This is a genomic window from Bacteroides coprosuis (assembly GCF_020741705.1).
Classification (GTDB): domain Bacteria; phylum Bacteroidota; class Bacteroidia; order Bacteroidales; family Bacteroidaceae; genus Bacteroides_E; species Bacteroides_E coprosuis.
Window position 1 is genome coordinate 1 of sequence record NZ_DYYK01000089.1, and the last position, 18744, is coordinate 18744.

14 protein-coding genes are annotated in these 18744 nt (G+C 36.4%); 12 read left to right on the top strand and 2 right to left on the bottom strand.

What is annotated here, in order from left to right; all coding sequences use genetic code 11:
- Positions 1–410 precede the first annotated feature (410 nt).
- Positions 411–848 carry a PepSY-like domain-containing protein gene (locus tag K8V80_RS05280; RefSeq protein WP_006745300.1) on the bottom strand — a complete coding sequence of 146 codons (438 nt, stop codon included), beginning with the start codon at positions 846–848 and terminating at the stop codon, positions 411–413.
- A gap of 666 nt (positions 849–1514) precedes the next feature.
- Here K8V80_RS05280 and K8V80_RS05285 point away from each other — a divergent pair.
- Positions 1515–2168 (top strand): tetratricopeptide repeat protein, encoded by a 654-nt coding sequence (locus K8V80_RS05285; RefSeq protein WP_276775905.1) that lies wholly within the window; start codon positions 1515–1517, stop codon positions 2166–2168.
- An 84-nt stretch (positions 2169–2252) separates the two neighbouring features.
- Here the strand turns inward: K8V80_RS05285 and K8V80_RS05290 are convergent, their stop codons facing one another.
- A complete protein-coding gene (locus tag K8V80_RS05290; protein WP_006745298.1) occupies positions 2253–2519 on the bottom strand; it encodes a zinc ribbon domain-containing protein in 267 nt (88 codons plus the stop codon).
- A 793-nt stretch (positions 2520–3312) separates the two neighbouring features.
- Between K8V80_RS05290 and rfbA the strand changes: the two genes are divergently transcribed.
- The 11 genes from rfbA (at position 3313) to K8V80_RS05345 (ending at position 18515) form a co-directional block, all read left to right on the top strand.
- Positions 3313–4200, top strand: a complete 888-nt coding sequence (rfbA, locus tag K8V80_RS05295) for a glucose-1-phosphate thymidylyltransferase RfbA (RefSeq protein WP_006745297.1) — start codon at positions 3313–3315, stop codon at positions 4198–4200.
- Between the two features lie 8 nt (positions 4201–4208).
- Positions 4209–5276: a dTDP-glucose 4,6-dehydratase gene (rfbB, locus tag K8V80_RS05300; RefSeq protein ID WP_276775908.1), complete on the top strand. Its 1068-nt coding sequence runs from the start codon at positions 4209–4211 to the stop codon at positions 5274–5276.
- The gene (locus K8V80_RS05305) at positions 5251–6456 is read left to right on the top strand and encodes a DegT/DnrJ/EryC1/StrS family aminotransferase (protein WP_276775909.1); all 1206 of its coding nucleotides are present in this window, start codon (positions 5251–5253) and stop codon (positions 6454–6456) included. Before rfbB ends, K8V80_RS05305 begins: the two co-directional genes overlap by 26 nt.
- Before the next feature lie 6 nt (positions 6457–6462).
- The gene (locus tag K8V80_RS05310; RefSeq protein ID WP_276775911.1) at positions 6463–7509 is read left to right on the top strand and encodes a sugar-transfer associated ATP-grasp domain-containing protein; all 1047 of its coding nucleotides are present in this window, start codon (positions 6463–6465) and stop codon (positions 7507–7509) included.
- Positions 7510–7517: 8 nt separating this feature from the next.
- Complete coding sequence (locus K8V80_RS05315; RefSeq protein WP_276775913.1) at positions 7518–7961, top strand: GNAT family N-acetyltransferase; 444 nt, start codon at positions 7518–7520, stop codon at positions 7959–7961.
- Between the two features lie 8 nt (positions 7962–7969).
- On the top strand, positions 7970–8920 hold the full coding sequence (locus tag K8V80_RS05320) for an ATP-grasp domain-containing protein (RefSeq protein WP_276775914.1): 951 nt from the start codon (positions 7970–7972) through the stop codon (positions 8918–8920).
- An 8-nt stretch (positions 8921–8928) separates the two neighbouring features.
- On the top strand, positions 8929–9879 hold the full coding sequence (locus tag K8V80_RS05325; protein ID WP_276775916.1) for a glycosyltransferase family 2 protein: 951 nt from the start codon (positions 8929–8931) through the stop codon (positions 9877–9879).
- 113 nt (positions 9880–9992) lie between these two features.
- Entirely contained in the window at positions 9993–10472 is a 480-nt protein-coding gene (locus K8V80_RS05330; RefSeq protein WP_006745290.1) for a hypothetical protein, read from the top strand.
- A gap of 722 nt (positions 10473–11194) precedes the next feature.
- Positions 11195–13843 carry a zinc-dependent metalloprotease gene (locus tag K8V80_RS05335; protein WP_276775918.1) on the top strand — a complete coding sequence of 883 codons (2649 nt, stop codon included), beginning with the start codon at positions 11195–11197 and terminating at the stop codon, positions 13841–13843.
- Positions 13844–13879: 36 nt separating this feature from the next.
- Entirely contained in the window at positions 13880–17170 is a 3291-nt protein-coding gene (locus tag K8V80_RS05340; protein WP_276775920.1) for a SusC/RagA family TonB-linked outer membrane protein, read from the top strand.
- Positions 17171–17180: 10 nt separating this feature from the next.
- Positions 17181–18515 (top strand): RagB/SusD family nutrient uptake outer membrane protein, encoded by a 1335-nt coding sequence (locus K8V80_RS05345; protein ID WP_006745287.1) that lies wholly within the window; start codon positions 17181–17183, stop codon positions 18513–18515.
- Positions 18516–18744: the final 229 nt, after the last annotated feature.

An 18744-nucleotide genomic window follows, 5' to 3' on the forward strand; every position in this document is an offset into this window, starting at 1 on the left:
GTTCGCTGTATCTACAGCTGCTAAAGGAAAAAAGGAATAAAAAGAAAAGAGAATAAATCCCAGTTCGCATAGTATAATATGATTGATTTGGTATGTCAACTTAAGATACAAATTATTGTATTGATTTCAATATCAACCATTCTTTTATTTGCTTAAAAGAAGTCTTTTGTTGCTTTTTTATCCAAAAGGGTAATAAACTTTCTACTCTTTGTTCCTTATTAGAAACCGGGAATAGTAGGGCAGGATAGATGCTTGGTGGGTGGCAGTAGGTGAGTAGGAGTTAATGAAGAACCCAACCTTTAACTGCGGTTTAAAAGGCTGGGTTCTTTTGAGAAACTCAAGCTGCGAAGAGATTAAATCTCACTCTATCCTGAGTTCTTTTTTAGTTTAAGCTATTGAAACAGGAGGGGTTAATCGTATTTCTTGAATTCCCCTTGTTTGTTGAATTTTATAGTAATATCACTTTGGAGTTCTACTTCGAATCCATTTCTTTCTTTTTCAATCTCGGTGATGTAGTCTTGTTCAAAGTTTTCTTTCACATAGTTCATGATATCTTCCAGAACAATGGCACTCGGAACAGCGTCGCGCTTGCAATCTACTTTATACCACTCTCCGTTTTTATCAAACTTAACTTCGTACCCGTTGGTAAAATCTACTTCAAAAGTTTTGGACTCGAAAATCTCATCTTCAATCTCAATCTTTTGAATTTTTAAATCTCCAAAGTAAGTTGAGATGAATGTTTGTGCCGTTTGAGGAAGATGAATTACATCTTTCGTGAAAATCTTTCCTGCAAATACTACTACAGTTGTGTAGAGTAAAAAAGCAAATAGAGTTACGGTCTTTTTCATAATCGTAATGTTATAATTTCAAATGAAAGGTAGAGTCATCTCGTTTTAGTCTACCCATAAAGCTGGTCAATGAATCGACTAAAAGCCGATTGTCTTTTAAAAGATATTTTTTCCGCTTCAGAATTATAAACGCATAAGAATAGTAGTTTGTTTTATTAATAAATCTTCTAAATCGCTAAAAATTAATATCATGTAATGATGAGGTAGAGCAGGGTATAGCACATTCTATTAGCGAAGCTATCTTTCTCAGCCCATTCGATAGGACCATTTTTAGTGGATAGATTTCATCCTTAGTCTAAAGACATCATACATTTCTCTTATATAAATAGGAGAGTAGGAGGGTACTTTTTGATTTTACTCATTATTTATATCATGGATACTTTTTAAAAATCGAATAGAATTCATCTTTGCTGCTTATTATAAGGCTATACATTGGTCCTAAATCTATTTTATTTTGAACCTTTTTTTAGGGTGAGGATTTTTTTGTGGCATCTTGCTACACAAACCAAACTGTATTTCATTTAGATAAGCTATTCTTAATATTGTAACATAAATAATAAATATCAATTATATATAGATCAAAATGAAATGGAAAAGGGGTTAAAGTATCTCTTTTGAGTAAAAAATCCCTATCTTTGGTTACTAATTTAGATTTAGAATACGATTATGAAAAGATATAAGATTTACTCCTCCCTGCTTCTCGCACTATTCTTTTTAGTGGCTTGTGGAGGGGGAAAGAAGAGTGAAAAGCAAGATAGATCTAGTGAATATGTAACTAATAATGAGGCTATAAGATTAAATAATGCTGGGTATGAATTGATGATGGAGTTTGCTGATCAAACAGACTCTGTAGCCAAGGCTTATGCTATGTTTCAGCAAGCCCATAAGTTGGATAAACACTATGAACTTATTTATTATAATATAGCTAAAGCACAGATATTACTTAAAAAATACGATGAAGTAGCCCATACCTACGATCAGATTATCGCACTCAATACCGAAATGCCCGATCCCTATGTTTACAAGGGGATGTTTTTTGATTGGAGAGAAGATTCTGTTCAAGCGAAATCTTATTACAACACAGCTCTTAAATTGCTCGAAGGAGGAATCCTTAATGGAAAAGGAAATCAATTGACCGATGAGTTGAGCGTGTGCTTGGTCTATTTCTTGCTGAATGATAGTACGAGGCTCAGCTTAGAATACAATCGCTTAACGCAGAAGTATGCCCAAGATTCTATCAATCTGGAGTTTGTTGCCAATATGAAAGCTCAGACAGATAGTATTACGAAAGAAGAATTGATCAACGGATTATTTGAGTAAGATCTGCAATAGATATAAAAAAAGGTGTATTTCTAATAAGAGATACACCTTTTTCGTTACAAGTAAAACCTTAAAATCTATAAATCATCTCCATCTTTTTAAAGTTGGAAATTGTGCCTCCATTAGCGCTATAGCTTGATCACGAGTGATAGGCTCTGTCTTCTCTTTATTAAATTCATCAACAAAGTCGGCACAGTGTTCTATCATTTCTTCCATAGTGCAATCTTGTATAAACTCGCCCTCTTCATAACAATAAATGCAGTAGTCTTCATTCTTATATCCATTTGCATCGATGCCCATCAAATCGGTTGTATGCATGGGCATGCCACAACTTTGACAAATTTTTTCCATTTAGTTTGTATTGAGTAAATATTGGAGATAATAGGTTGATTATTCGGGTAGAAAGGTAAGTGTTTTAAATGATACATTTTTTCTTTTTATGTTAAAAATGAGAGGGATAAAGAGTTAAAAACCACCATTAAAAAATCATCCTATTCTCAGGCTCTTTCTCTATTTCTATTGAGCTGAATAAGAGTTTATCTGGAGCTTGTAGCAATACTAAATCTGGTTTTTTAAAAGCACGTCGTTTTATTCTGACACCGATATCGTATCCTCATGTCGGTGTCATCGTATCGTCATGTCGGTGTCATGATATATACTTACCCTTGTAAGACAGTCTCTTATCTCAATCGATAAAATCAGTTTTAGTTTGATAAAATGATCCCTAAAAAGAAAGATCAGATTACTTCCTTTTTGAAAAATGCAAATAGAGTAGTCTGGTTTAGTTTAGGATGTTTGCCTTCGTTCCACACGTAAAGAGTGCTTTAATATCCATAGCTTTAAGAGTAGAAGAGGGGTTGTATTTATTTGAATATGTCCATATTGAGGCATCAAATAAAGAGTTTAAATTTTGCTATACTCCTTGATAGGTAGTAATTTTGTATGATTTTAAAAGTCTATAGCAATTACTTAGTTGCATTTATAATGAATACCCCATTATAACACTATCCTATACGGGGGTAAAGATGTGTAGCTAATCAGAAAGAAAATGGCAATGAAAATGGATAAATAAAGATTTTCTTTCCGTGCAGTAAGTGCCTCTTACTTTCTTTTAAATTAAGATAGACATTATAGAACGATAATTATGAAAGGAATTGTATTAGCAGGAGGTTCAGGAACTCGTTTATACCCCATAACCAAAGGTGTGAGTAAACAAATGCTACCCATCTTTGATAAACCGATGATTTTTTATCCCATTTCGGTATTGATGCTTTCGGGTATTCGCGAGATTCTTATCATTTCTACTCCACACGATTTGCCTGGGTTTCAAAGACTGCTGGGTGATGGATCTGATTATGGAGTGGAATTCTCTTATGCAGAACAACCTTCTCCCGATGGTTTGGCACAAGCTTTCCTCATAGGAGAAGAGTTTATAGGAGAGGATGATGTATGCCTAGTGCTAGGTGATAATATATTTTATGGTAGCTACTTTACTCAGTTGCTTGCTACTGCGGTGAAAAGCGTAAAAGAAGAAAAGAAAGCTACTGTATTTGGCTATTGGGTAGATGATCCTCAGAGATATGGTGTCGTAGAATTTGATCAAGAAGGCAGGGCTTTAAGTATAGAAGAAAAACCCAAACAGCCTAAATCAAACTATGCGGTTGTGGGTCTTTATTTCTACCCCAATAAAGTAGTAGAGATAGCCAAAGGAATCAAACCATCCGCTCGTGGTGAACTAGAAATTACCACCGTCAATCAAGCTTTTTTAGAAAGTGAAGAACTCTATGTACAAAAGTTAGGCAGAGGTTTTGCTTGGCTAGATACAGGAACACACGATTCTCTTTCAGAAGCATCCACTTTTATTGAGGTATTAGAAAAAAGACAAGGATTAAAAATAGGTTGTTTAGAAGAAATCGCTTTCCTGAATGGTTGGATTTCAGTAGAAAAACTCCGAGAAGTAGCTCAGCCCATGAGTAAAAACCAGTATGGACAATACTTGTTGAAATTAGTAGAGAGGGCTAGCAAAAAATAAGGATAACCATGAAAACATACAAAAGACATTTACTGATAACGGGTGGAGCAGGCTTTATCGGGTCGCATGTAATCCGCTTATTTGTAAATAAATATCCCGATTACCAGATTGTAAATTTAGATAAGCTAACGTATGCTGGAAACTTAGCCAATCTAAAAGATATAGAAGATAAGCCCAATTATCAGTTTGTAAAGGCCGATATTTGTGACTTTGAACGCATGCTGTCTCTCTTTAAAGAGTATCAGATAGATGGCGTAATTCATTTGGCTGCAGAATCTCATGTAGATCGAAGCATCAAAGACCCTTTTACCTTTGCTCAAACCAATGTAATGGGTACACTTACTTTGCTACAAGCTGCGAAAATAGTATGGGGAGAAGATTTTGAAGATAAGTTGTTTTATCATGTTTCAACTGATGAGGTATATGGAGCATTAGAATTTGACGATACACTCTTTACCGAAACAACCCCTTATGCCCCTCATTCTCCCTACTCAGCATCCAAGGCTAGTAGTGATCATTTTGTGCGTGCTTATCACGATACATACGGCATGCCTACAGTGATTAGTAACTGTTCCAATAATTACGGTCCTTATCAATTTCCCGAAAAACTGATTCCATTATTCATTCATAATATCCGTCATAAAAAACCTCTACCCGTATATGGAAAAGGTGAAAATGTGCGAGATTGGCTCTATGTAGTAGATCATGCCCGAGCTATTGATCTGGTATTTCATCAAGGGAGAATAGCCGAAACTTATAACATCGGAGGTTTCAATGAATGGAAGAATATCGACCTCATCAAGGTAATTATTAAAACTGTTGATGAGCAACTTGGTCATGCTGCCGGAACAAGCGATGGATTAATAACCTATGTAACAGATCGAGCAGGGCACGACCTCCGCTATGCTATTGACTCAACCAAAATAAAAGATGAATTAGGTTGGGAACCCAGCCTACAATTTGAAGAGGGCATAGCAAAAACTGTGAAATGGTATCTCGAAAACCAAGCGTGGATGGACAATATCACCTCGGGTGCCTACGAGCAGTATTATGAAGATATGTATGGAAATAGGTAAGAGAAATTATAAAAAAGTGGAATATCATAACTTACTAGCTGCATTCAAAAATTTGATAACAGCAAAACACGAAGAAGAGGAACCGATCACTGTGACATCTCCTCTGCTTCCCGATTTAAAAGAATTTATCCCTTATCTTGAGGATATCTGGAATAGAAAGTGGCTTACAAACAATGGACACTATCATCAAGAGTTAGAAAAGGCATTGTGTGAGTACTTAAAAGTACCCTATATCAGTTTGTTTACCAATGGTACACTACCTCTAATGGTGGCACTCCAAGCCCTTCGTATTTCGGGAGAAGTCATTACAACCCCCTACAGTTTTGTGGCAACTACTCACGCTTTGTGGTGGAATGATATTAAAACTGTATTTGTAGATATAGATCCTCGTACAGGAAACATGGATCCCGACAAAATAGAAGCTGCTATTACTCCAAAAACAACAGCTATTATGCCCGTGCATGTCTATGGCAACCCATGTGATACACAGCGCATTCAAGAAATAGCCGATAAGTATAATCTAAAAGTAATTTACGATGCTGCACATGCCTTTGGTGTGGATGTAAAAGGAGAATCAGTATTGAATGCAGGTGATATTTCCACACTAAGCTTTCATGCTACTAAAGTGTACAATACAGTAGAAGGTGGTGCATTGATTTGTCATAGCGAAGAGATGAAGAAACGCATTGACCACCTCAAGAACTTTGGGTTTGAAGATGAAACTACTGTAGTTGCTCCCGGTATCAATGGTAAAATGGATGAGATCCGTGCTGCGTATGGTTTGCTCAATTTAAAACAAGTAGATGACGCAATAGCCAGTCGTAAATGTGTAGCTGAGGCTTATAGAGAGGGCTTGAAAGATGTGAAAGGCATTCGTTGTATGTGCGATTTACCGCAAGTAAAACACAACTATGCTTACTTTCCCATCTTTATAGATAAAGCAGAATATGGACTAAGCCGTGATGATTTATATGAGATCATGAAGTCGAGAAACATTCTAGGTCGTCGCTATTTTTACCCATTGATTAGTGAGTTTTCTACCTATAGAGGATTGGCTTCAGCCAATCCAGCCAACTTACCTATAGCCCACCAAATAGCAAACTCGGTAATTTGTTTGCCAATGCATGCAGGCTTAAGTAAAAAAGATATTGAACGCGTAATAAAGGTTATAAGAAAATAGGATCGAATGAATATTTTAAAAAAGATCAAGATCAAAATTAGAGCTCAAAAAAGATTTTTACGAGAATCTAAGAATAATAGAATTGGCTCTCTTTGGAATAATTTCCATGGTTTTTTTGCGGCAACGATTGATATATGTGGAATTACGAAAGATAATTATAAAGATTTTTTAAGTGATAGAGACTACTGGTTGAATCATCCTTATAATGGACCTTATACTTCTATTATTGATAATAAACTTTGGTTGCCTTTTTTCCTTCATGAATACAAAGCTTATTTACCTAAATATTATCTTTTTAAAGATGAAAGAGGGTTTTTGAAATTAGATATTTGGGATAGAAAAAGCAGTCAATATGCTTCTATTGAAGAAGTCGTTGAATTGATACGTGAAAATAAGAAAATAGCAGCTAAGCACACCCACTCTTCAGGTGGTAATGGCTTCTATTGTTTTGAATATAAAAATCATTCTTTTTTTATCAATCATAAAGAATGTAGTGAGTCTAAATTAAAAACAAGGATAGCAAAACTAAATCAATACATATTTATAGAATATATAAAGCAACATGATTATTCATCTCAGTTAAATGATTCAAGTTTAAACACAATTAGACTATTGACGTATTGGGATTATAGAACAAAAGAGTTTTGCATACATAGTGGATTCCATAGATTTGGATGTAATAATAGTGTTGTTGATAATATAGGAGGCGGAAATGCTATTTTGAGCTTCATAGATGTAAAAACAGGCAAACTGACTGGTTGTGGAGAAGTGAAAACAGACAGAGATGGAGATAAATACATGGAAAATATCATACATCCTAATTCACATATTCTTTTAACTGGATTAAATATACCTCACTTTGAAGAAATGAGTTGTGTTATTCTCGAAATGTGTAATAGATACTCTTTTATGAAATATATGGGTTGGGATATAGCCATAACAGCTGATAGTTTTAAAGTTGTAGAAATAAACTCAATGCCATCACTAGATGTTGTTCAGCAACGCTCTGGCTTTCTGTTGAATGATGGAATAAAGCATGTAATTAAAAAATAAGAGCCTACATGATAAGAGTGTTCAAGAATACAAAAAGCGATAAGCTATTGCTCTTAAACTATTTGAAAGAAGTGAATTATGACTTTAATCCAGCTTTGTCATCACATTCTAAACTAGAAGAGTTTGTAAAAAAGATATTGCTCTTAGGAAATGTGTATGCTTACTTTATTGATGAGGTTTTAGCTGGTGTAATATGCTTTTATGCCAATAATTTAGATACTAATACTGCATATTGTTCAGTACTAAGTGTTAAAGATGAATTTCGTAGAAGAGGTATCGCAAATAGTTTAATCGATTTTTATATTAATTTCTGTTGTGATAGAAAGATCAAAAATATAACAATTCATACGAATAATAAATTTGCCCTTAACTTATACCTTAAAAAAGGTTTTCATATTGTAAACTCTTCTTATTCTGAAGGGAGAGAGAGATTCTTCCTTAAAATAATATAAACTTATAAATGCAAATGAATGTATTGGTTACAGCCATAGGCTCTATGTCAGCTCAATGTGTTATTGAATCTTTAAAAAAAAGAGGATGCCTTGTTGTGGGGTGTGATATTTATCCAGGTGATTGGCATTATGAAACATCTTTGTGTGACCTTTTTTATCAGGTACCTTTAGCTACTTCAAATGAATATATAGATAAACTTCAATCAATAGTTGCAAAGAATGATATAGATTTAATAATTCCTCTTACAGATGTAGAGGTTGATTGTTTAAATGATAGGAGAGATAGCTTTGGAAAAGCTACAATAGGTTTGTCTTCTATAGAAGCTATTTCTATTGCTCGTAATAAGTATTCTCTTTATGAGTTTTTTAAGGAGGATAAAAATGTTCCTTCTATTCCTTCTTTTTCAACAAATGACAACTTAAGCTGTACCCACTTTTATGATTTTCCTTATATTGCTAAACCTCAAAAAGGGAGAAGTAGTGAAGGATTGAGTTCCATATCATCAGCTCAAGAGCTAAGTTTAATTCTTGAGAAGCCTCATTATATCATTCAAAAGAAAATAGTAGGTTCTATTTTTACTGTTGATGTAGTAAGGCAGGCGAACTCTTGTAAAACAATTGTTATTCCTAGAAAAGAACTCTTAAGGACTGCGAATGGTGCAGGGTTAACTATACAATTATCAAATGATGAAAAGCTGAAACAATTAGTATGCTATATCGCTGATAAGTTGAATATTAATGGTTGTATTAATATGGAGTTTATCTCAGTTAATGGTATATATTATTTGATTGATCTTAATCCAAGGTTTTCGGCAGGTATAGCTTTTTCTGTTTTGACAGGGAATGATTTAGTCGATTATCATGTTAGTTGTTTTGTTGGAGATAACGTGATAGCTAATGCAAAGGAGTATAATGAGATAATAGTAACAAAGAGATTTGTTGAGTCAGTTTTAAAATAAATGAAAGAATGAGCAATAAAGAGCCTTTAGTGAGTGTTATGTGTCAAGTATTTAATCATGCTCCCTTATTGGAAGATTGTCTTCGTGGTTTTATTAATCAGAAAGTCAATTTCCCTTTTGAGGTTTTAATTCATGACGATGCCTCAACAGATAATTCTCAAGAAATAATTCGGAAATATGAGCAAGAATATCCTCATATTTTTAAATCTATATTGCAGGTAGAAAATCAATACTCTCAAGGAAAGAAAATCTGGGCATCGATTCAGTTTCCTAGAGCTCAAGGCAAATATATAGCTCTTTGTGAGGGCGATGATTACTGGACAGATCCCAACAAACTACAGAAGCAAGTGGACTTTATGGAGGCGCATCCTGATTACTCTATGTGTTTTCATAATGCTATGATGACATGGACTGATGGTTATAAGAAGGATGAGGTATTTGCTCATATAGAAGACCGTCAATATTCTATTGTAGAATTATATCGTAGATGTTATATTCCTACTGCCTCAATGTTCATGCGAACTAGTGTAGTAAAAGATTCCTTGTATACGTCCAACGTATATAATCCTAAAGTAATTTATGGAGATATTTTTATGTGTCTGGTGGCAGCTAGTTTAGGTAAAGTATGGGGCATGCACGATAATATGAGTGTATATCGCAAACATCCTGGTGGAATGATTTATCGTCAATCTTTAGATCGTCAGTTGAAGGAAGTTTATATGGATGCTGAGTTCAAGAAATTCTTTCCTGATGAAGAGCTTGGTAAGATGATAAAGCAAGTCTCTTTTTGGCGTTCATTTGAGGGGTATATTTATAGTAAATATTATGGCTATAAAGATTATATTCCTGGCTTTAAGGCTTGTCTAAAAAAGAACTTTGCATGGAAGCATACAACTCGTATTCCACTGATACTTTGGAAGTGGCTAACACATCTTAATAAATACAAAGAAAATAGATAAACCTGATCATTTAGCCAATTGCGAAAGCAGTTGGCTTTTTTTATGCCTCTCTTTTTCTGTAATCCTATATAATTTTCTATCTTGAGGTATAAATATCTAATGAGGCTTGAGCTATGAAAAGATATATTATAGGGTATAAATACCGCCGAATGGCACACCAGAATGAGACGAAGTGTCGAATTCCTTTTTATTTCATTCCGTCGGATGAGGTGTATGAGGCATTGAGTTGCTTCAATCCTAAGGTGAGGGAGGATGCACAAAAGGGAGAACCCTTTTACAGCAGTTGGATGGAATTGCCCTTTCATGCTATTTTTGATTTGGAGGAGGGGCAGTATGAGGGATTTGCCAAGGTGAAGAAACTAAGAATTGCTGAAGATGTGGATTGGACATCTCTCCCCATTTATGTACAGCCGTTTCACTTCCAATCTCTACCCGAGCGTTACCAAGTGTTGCACAATGAAGATGGGGAGGGCTACGGAATAGGACGTTTTAACTTCCGCTACAATAGTTATGCTTGGATGAATAAAGGTCCTTTTCCTACCGAAGCTGAGGCTCAAAAGGTGATTGATGAAGAGCTAGATGACTGGGAATGAAAATCTTTAAGAGGTGGAACTAAAAGCTGTTGGGCAGCAGGTGAATTTCAAGATAATAGTTTCCAGGTCTATTCACGAGAAACAAGAAAAAGGGGAAATTACTTTCAGGGTAGTTTCCCCTTTTTCTCACTCTAAAGTGAGTAAAATTTAGCCTTTTAGAGAGGAGCAGAGTGTTAAATAATTCAAATAATAAGCTCCTAGTTCTGTGAATAATAGAGAGTAAGTTGCTAACTATCTGTTTGTAGTCTGCCCTATCTTGATCTCCTTTTTTAACTTATAAAAGGTTTAACTATTGGGGGGGTACTGTATGAATATACGGATAGGGGTGTTCTTTTTATTAATCCGTGTTGTTTTGCGTGGTTGAAGGACTTTTTGGTTATCAGTGAGTTGTGCTTTTAAAAGCAAAAGTATTCCATCTCCTTTTGTGCTTCAATTTGTTCTTTAGGGAATCTTTTGAATAAATTTACATTCTTGTAAATACTCTCCTTTGTATTTTTCTTGTATGAATATTAAACTGACATTTTGATAACAATTTGTCTGTTATTTATTGATTACTAATCCAAAAGTAGGAAGAAACAAGCATTATGCCTAGCATATTATAATATATTAAAAAAGTGTAAATGGTATGCTAATTTGGGTATTCTTCGGTACTTTTGCACCCCTGTAAATAAGTAATACGCATAAATATTATAAATCAAGAATAAATATAGACCGTAGATCGTATGTATAACAAATCAAAACTACTACTATTATCCACTTCGCTTTTTTTAACACCATCTTTAACCCCAATATTAGCCTCTGCTCCAAGCTACAAAGTCGACTCAGTGGAGTTGATGAAGAAAAAGAAGAATAAAAAATCGAAGAAAGAAGAAGGTAAAAAGGAAGAGTCAACTCAGAAAAAGTATGACGAATTGGTGGGTAGTTCCACTAAGAAAGAAGGCCTGTTTAATGTGGTCAAGAAGGGTAAAGACTTCTATTTTGAAGTACCTATGGACCTTATGGGGCGAGACCTTCTTGTTGTAAACAAATTGCAACGTGTGCCAGCTGAATTGAATGATGCGGGTGTAAACCGTGGTGTGAACTACGAAAACAATATGATTCGTTTTGAGTGGAACAAAGAAGGTAACCAATTGATGGTTCGCCAGAGTCGTCCATTGCCTATTACCCCCGAAAAAGATGCTATCAGAAAGTCGGTTGAAGATAACTTTATCTCTCCACTAATTACTTCTTTCAAAGTAGAAGCTTATAACAACGACTCTACAACGGCTGTCATTAAGGTTAATGACATTTATGATGGTACTTCAACTAGTATCAACAATGTATTTACCAATATCAATCTAGGCACATCTGCTATCAAGGATTTGAGCAAGATTCAAGAGATTAAATCTTACTCAAACAACGTGGTGGCTTATTCCGAACTAACGACTAAGGTTTCTGAGGGTATGGAGAGCGTGTATATCACTGTTGAAGTGAGCTCTACCATATTGCTATTACCCAAAACTCCTATGGTAGGTCGTTTAGATAATCAACGTGTAGGTTACTTTACCACTCCATTTTTGAGCTTTAGCGATAAACAACAAAAGCTAGAAAAGAAAGAGTTTGTTACTCGTTGGAGATTAGAGCCAAAGCCTGAAGATATGGTAGCTTACCTAGAGGGGCAATTGGTAGAACCTGCTAAACCGATTGTGTTTTACATCGACCAAGCTACGCCATACCAATGGAGAAAATATATCAAACAAGGTGTTGAAGATTGGCAAGTAGCTTTTGAGAAAGCTGGATTTAAGAATGCAATTATTGCTAAAGAAATTACTGACAGCATAGCAGCCAATATGGATGACATCAACTACTCGGTGATTACTTATGCTGCTTCGGCGAAGATGAATGCAATGGGTCCTTCTATCTTAGACCCTCGTTCGGGAGAAATCTTGGAAGCCGACATTATGTGGTGGCACAACGTACTTACTATGATTCAAGAATGGAACACTATTCAAACAGGTGCTGTTCGTGAAGAGGTACGTGGTACAGAGTTGCCCGAAGAAGTAATGGGAGATGCTATCCGTTTTGTGGCTTGTCATGAGGTGGGACACTCTCTTGGGCTTCGTCATAATATGATGGGTTCTTGGGCGTATAAGACTGATGAACTTCGTTCGGAAGAATTTACGACTAAGATGAATTCAACTTCCTCTTCTATTATGGACTATGCTCGTTATAACTACGTTGCTCAGCCTGGTGATGGTGTAAAAGTAATGTCTCCACACATCGGACCATACGATATTTTTGCAATTGGTTATGGTTACCGTTGGTATGCTTCTGAAACTCCTGAAGCAGAAAAAGGCGAACTTCACAACTACCTACAACAACACACGGGTCGCTTGTATAAATATCTAGAGGCTCAAGATCCTAGAGATGCTGTTGATCCACGTGCTCAAAATGAAGACTTGGGTGATGATCCTGTTAAATCTTCAAAACTGGGTATTGCCAACTTAAAACGTATTGTACCCGAAATCTTGAAATGGTCTACAACAGGCGAACAAGGTCAGACTTACGATGAGGCTTCTCGTATGTACTATGCTGTAATTAGCCAGTGGAACTATTTCTTATACCATGTTATGGCTAATGTAGGAGGTATTTATATTGAAAATACCATTGTAGGCGATGGCATGAAGACTTATACTTTTGTTGAAAAAGAAAAACAAAAAGAGTCGGTTCAGTTCTTGTTAGACGAAGTACTTTGCTACCCAGAGTGGTTGTTCAATAATGAAATAGGTCAATATACATTCCTTCGCAGAGATACTCCTGTAGGTATAATTGAAAATGCACCTCACAAGATGTTGAAAAATGCTCAGGCATACATTTTCTGGGATTTGCTAGCCAATAATCGTTTAATGCGTATGCTCGAAAACGAATCGGCAAACGGTAGCCATGCTTTCACTGCAGTAGATTTGATGGATATGCTTCACAAAAGCATTTTCAAAGTAACCGAGCAAGGGGGTAAAACAGATGTAATGACTCGTAATCTTCAGAAAGGTTTTGTTGATGCACTTATTACAGCAGCAGCAGAATCAGAAGGGGTGAAGATTAGTAAGAACATGACAGATGATCACTTCTTGCTTGATCACCAAACTCCATTCTGTAGTCACGATGAGTTTGCTATGAAATCATTCAAAGGTTCGAATATGGCTGCGGGTAGAACACTCGATTTCTACGGTTCTCAGCTTAATAGAATCTCTGATGCTATTTCTGTAAAACGTGGAGAATTGATGCGTGTGAAAAAACTTCTAGAGAGAAGAGTCAACACCAGCGACATAGCCACACAATATCACTACCAAGATTTAATTTTACGTATCAACACTGCCCTAGGTCTAAAATAATACTAGGGTAAAAATCAATTAGGGATTAGAATAATCATGAGAAAATATTTACTATCATTCTTAATATTATGCTGCACAGCCTTTGGGGCTAGTGCAGCTAATCGCATAATAAAAGGAACCATAACTTCTGCCGAAGATGGTTTTATGTTGATTGGTGCGACTGTATTTCTAGATGCTAAGGATCTGGAAAAGGCTGGTGCTGCCAATAGTGTGAAGGGTTCTGTGACAGATGTCGATGGAAACTTTTCCCTTTCTGTACCCGAAGGTGTCAATCGCTTTTTCTGTAGCTACTTGGGGCATACTACCCAAGAAGTAGCTCTTGTAGCTGGTAAAGATCACTACAATATCATTTTGCAACCCTCATCTCTTATGCTAGATGCTGTGGTGGTTACAGGATACCAAACGATTGAAAAGAGAAAGCTCACGGCAGCAGTTACCAAGGTTGAGCTATCTGATGCTATGCTCGGTTCGGTGAAAAGTGTCGATCAAGCTTTAGCTGGTCAGATTGCGGGTATGCAGGTATCTTCTACATCGGGTGCTCCTGGTGCTCCTATGAAAATACGTATTCGTGGTACTGCTTCTTTAAATGGTACGCAAGACCCTCTTTGGGTGCTTGATGGTATTCCATTGGAGGGGACAGATATTCCAAAGCACGATAATGTAGATATTGATAACCTTCGCCAATCTTCTATCGCGGGTATTAATCCTGCCGATATTGAAAATATCACGGTATTGAAAGATGCGGCAGCTACGGCTATCTATGGTGCTCGTGCTGCCAATGGGGTAATTGTAATTACTACCAAGAGCGGTAAGCAGGGCAAACCTAGAGTGAACTTCTCTACTCGTCTTACTTATTCTCCTCGATTAGGAACTAGTCGCTTGAACTTGATGAATAGCGAAGAAAAAGTAGGTTTGGAGAAGGATTTGCTTAGAAGTCCGTTTAATCAGTACAAAGAAAAAGGAGAGGTTTACCGAATCCTAAATCGCCATGGGTTGGTAGAAGATTATATCAGCAATGGTGCATCTGCACTAACACCCGAAGCTGCGCGTGAACTAGAACTGCTCAGTAATACCAATACCGATTGGGGGAAAATCTTGTTTAGAGATGCTTTCAATCAGGAGTACAACGTCAACATCTCAGGAGGTGGCGAAAAAGTAACTTATTACAACTCATTGGGCTTCAATGAGGAAAATGGAAATGTGCACGGAGTAAAAAATACTCGTCTGAATATGGTTAGTAAAACTACCTACCGCATAAATAATATGTTTAAGGTAGGGGCGTCTATCTTTGCAAACCGTAGAAAGAACAAAACTTATCTATCGGATGGAGCAGGTTTGACAAATCCTTTTTACTATTCCAGAAGAGCCAACCCATACCTTCGTCCTCGTGATGAAAATGGGGAATATGTATATGACTTCGATATCCAAAACAACTCGGATACCGATTTAGGGTTTAATATCTTTGAAGAGAGAGCGAATACTTCTAATGAAGAAACCATTAATTCTATCTCTGCTATTTTAGATCTTCAATTTCGTTTAAATGATCATTTCAAGATAACTTCTCAATTGGGCTTGCAAAACGATAAAACCTCTAAAGAGCAAATTGCCGATGGTGAAAGTTATACCATGAGAAATATTCGTAAAAACAGTAAGTACTACGATCCTAAAACTCAAAAGTATGCTTACTTCATTCCTGAGGGTGGTGTGCACAAGGCTTATGAGAATACGAACTCTCAAATGACTTGGAAGGCTATGGCAGAATACCGCAACCAGTTTGGCGATAACCACGAACTAGAAGTTATGGCAGGTACAGAGTTGAGAAAGACCAAGTATGAAACTCTTTTTAGTGCTGGTTATGGTTATGATAGAAAGACTTTGACTACAAAACCGATTATCTTCCCCGATGAAGATAAGGCTAGAAGATACCCTTTACATACGAAGACTTATCAAGAAAATGCGTATGCATCTTTCTTCTCTACTATGTCGTACTCGTTCAAACAACGTTATACGCTAGGGGGTAGTGTGCGTATGGATGGTTCCGACTTATTCGGAGTGTCTAAGAAGTATCGTTACTTACCACTTTACTCGGTAAGTGGATTGTGGAGAATGTCCAATGAATCTTTTATGGCTTCAGCTACTTGGATTGATAATCTAGCACTTCGTGCTTCTTATGGTCTTCAAGGAAATATTGATAAGAATACCTCTCCTTTCTTAGTGGGTAATTATACTGTAGGTTCTATCTTGCCTGATGGTTCAGAACACATGATTGGTGTGGATTCGGCTCCTAATGCAAAATTGAGATGGGAAAAGACACACTCGGTCAATACCGGTATTGATTTCTCTGTATTAGATAGCCGTATTAATATGAGCCTAGATTACTACTACCGTAAGGGTGTAGATTTGATTGGTTTGCAAATGTTGCCTTTGGAATCGGGCTTCGTATCTTCTACAATCAACTGGGCTAGTATGACCAACCAAGGGGTAGAGTTGGCTTTATCAACTAAGAATGTTGTAACAAAGAACTTTACTTGGGAAACCAATTTCAACTTCTCTTACAATAATAATAAGGTGTTGAGAGAAACCGTAGCCGAACACTCACTAACTCCTAGTCGTGAAGGTTATCCAGCAGGTGCTATCTTTGCTTTCAAAACAGCGGGACTAGATGAAGATGGTTATCCTTTATTTGTAGACAAAAAAGGCGATAAACTTACTTTGAAAGAACTATACCGTTTGCAAGAAGGAGAATGGGGTATCATTGGTACAGATGTTACACCTAAAGAAGAACGCGAACTCCAATCCTATATTGGTACATCAGAACCTCCTTATACAGGTGGTATCATCAACAATTTTACTTATAAAAACTGGGATTTATCAATCAACTTTGCATACAATTTCGGTGGTCATGTACGCACTCAACCTTCTTATGATGCAATAAATTATGACCGTGGACGTAATGCAAATAAAGATATCCTAAACCGTTGGACTCCTGATAATCCAAACACAAGCCTTCCTGCACTATTTGCAGCAGAGCATAGAGATATGGAAAATCAATGGTACTCTGGTCGTGCTGATATTTATAACAACTTAGATATCTGGGTGAAAAAATTGAGCTATATCCGTTTGCAAAACCTTCGTATCGGTTATCGTATTCCCGAAACCTTGCTTAAACGTGTAGGTGTAAAAACAGCGTCGGTAGCACTAGAAGGAAGAAACCTACTTGTCTTTGGAGCGAATTACAAAAACTATATTGATCCAGAGTCAATGAGTAATCCGTATGCAGCACCTATGCCAAAATCGGTAACATTTAATTTAAACTTATCCTTTTAATTAGAAAACAATGAAGAAATATATATTCTCTCTACTTTGCCTATTGGCATTTGGAATGACTTCCTGTGATAGTTTTCTGGATATTCAACCAGTAGGAAAGGTTATACCTAAAACGGATGATGAGTTTAGAGCTCTTTTAGCAAAAGCTTATAATACTATACCTCGTGATAGAGGTATGGCAAACTTCCGTTCGGATGAAATGCAGGTGGCAGACAACCAATATGATTTAAACTCTTATGGTTATCTTCAGATTTGGGATGATAATTCTATCAAAACAAGTGATGTGCATTTCGACTGGAAAAACTATTACCACGTCATCTATATTGCCAATGAAGTAATTGATAATGGTAGTACTATTCAGTCTAAAGATCCTGCTGTAGTAAATCAATTGATTGGAGAAGCGTATTTGCTACGTGCGTATATGCATTTCTTATTGGTCAACCTACATGGTCAGCCTTACTCGGTAGATGGTGCAAGCAATGCTAAAGCCATTCCGTTAATATTGGATACCGATACCGAAAAAGTACGTTATCGTAATACGGTAGGCGAAGTGTTTGATGCTGTTCTTAAAGATATCAATACAGCTTCAGAATATATCAATGTAGAAAAATGGGAAGATAAGTTTTCTTATCGTTTCAATACTACTACTGTAGATGCTATGAAGGCTCGTGTATCATTATATATGAATAATTGGAAAGATGCCTTGGCAGCGGCTGAAAGCGTGATGAAGGCAGATTATAAATTGGTAGAACTAACGGGCGAAAAACCAGTTCTCCCTAATCATTATACTTCATCTGAAAATATCAATGCAGCAGAGTTTGTAATGAGTAATCCTGTAAACTATGCCACTGTGTTGCGTCCCGAGTTTGTGGCTCTTTATGCTGAAGATGATTTGCGTTTGAACCAATACTTTTCTCAACCTGATGAGGAGACTGGACTGCGTAAGTCTATAAAAGGTGGTAAGAACGAATTCAATTGCTCATTCCGTTTGGGAGAAGTGGTGCTAACAGCTGCTGAGGCTGCTGCTCAACTAAATGAGCTCGACAAAGCGAAGAAATTCTTGCTACAACTAGTAAATAAACGCTATACTGCTGAGGGTATTGCTCGTGTGAAAACGGATATAAGTAAGTTCAGTCAGAAAGATTTACTTCAATTCATTTACGACGAACGTGCTCGTGAGTTAGCACTAGAAGGACATCGCTGGTTCGACCTTCGTCGTACCACTCGTCCAGAGATTAAAAAGGTAGTAGAGGGTGAAACGTATATCTTGAAACAAAACGATACGCGTTACACTATTCCTATTCCTAGAGAGGCTATTCAGGCCAATCCAAACTTGAATTTATAAGCGAAAATACTACACTATATTTATGAAAAAAGCACTCCAGAAATGGGGTGCTTTTTTTGTGCTTAGTGATTTATTCTTTTGTATAAAAATACGTTTAAAAATGATTTGTTTTTAGATCAGGGTTATGAAGACGTTATATCGGTGTCAAAACATCATCATGTCGGTGTCATCGTAACAACATGTCGGTGTCATGATAAAGATATTATTTTGTGGATAAAAAGATTGGTAT

Coding starts and splice junctions, on each gene's coding strand:
- K8V80_RS05310 (WP_276775911.1), top strand. CDS start 6,463: ATGAATATTTTAAAAAAGATCAAGATCAAAATTAGAGCTCAAAAAAGA.
- K8V80_RS05290 (WP_006745298.1), bottom strand. CDS start 2,519: ATGGAAAAAATTTGTCAAAGTTGTGGCATGCCCATGCATACAACCGAT.
- K8V80_RS05280 (WP_006745300.1), bottom strand. CDS start 848: ATGAAAAAGACCGTAACTCTATTTGCTTTTTTACTCTACACAACTGTA.
- K8V80_RS05285 (WP_276775905.1), top strand. CDS start 1,515: ATGAAAAGATATAAGATTTACTCCTCCCTGCTTCTCGCACTATTCTTT.
- K8V80_RS05345 (WP_006745287.1), top strand. CDS start 17,181: ATGAAGAAATATATATTCTCTCTACTTTGCCTATTGGCATTTGGAATG.
- K8V80_RS05320 (WP_276775914.1), top strand. CDS start 7,970: ATGCAAATGAATGTATTGGTTACAGCCATAGGCTCTATGTCAGCTCAA.
- K8V80_RS05335 (WP_276775918.1), top strand. CDS start 11,195: ATGTATAACAAATCAAAACTACTACTATTATCCACTTCGCTTTTTTTA.
- K8V80_RS05330 (WP_006745290.1), top strand. CDS start 9,993: ATGAAAAGATATATTATAGGGTATAAATACCGCCGAATGGCACACCAG.
- K8V80_RS05305 (WP_276775909.1), top strand. CDS start 5,251: ATGAAGATATGTATGGAAATAGGTAAGAGAAATTATAAAAAAGTGGAA.
- rfbB (WP_276775908.1), top strand. CDS start 4,209: ATGAAAACATACAAAAGACATTTACTGATAACGGGTGGAGCAGGCTTT.
- K8V80_RS05315 (WP_276775913.1), top strand. CDS start 7,518: ATGATAAGAGTGTTCAAGAATACAAAAAGCGATAAGCTATTGCTCTTA.
- K8V80_RS05340 (WP_276775920.1), top strand. CDS start 13,880: ATGAGAAAATATTTACTATCATTCTTAATATTATGCTGCACAGCCTTT.
- K8V80_RS05325 (WP_276775916.1), top strand. CDS start 8,929: ATGAGCAATAAAGAGCCTTTAGTGAGTGTTATGTGTCAAGTATTTAAT.
- rfbA (WP_006745297.1), top strand. CDS start 3,313: ATGAAAGGAATTGTATTAGCAGGAGGTTCAGGAACTCGTTTATACCCC.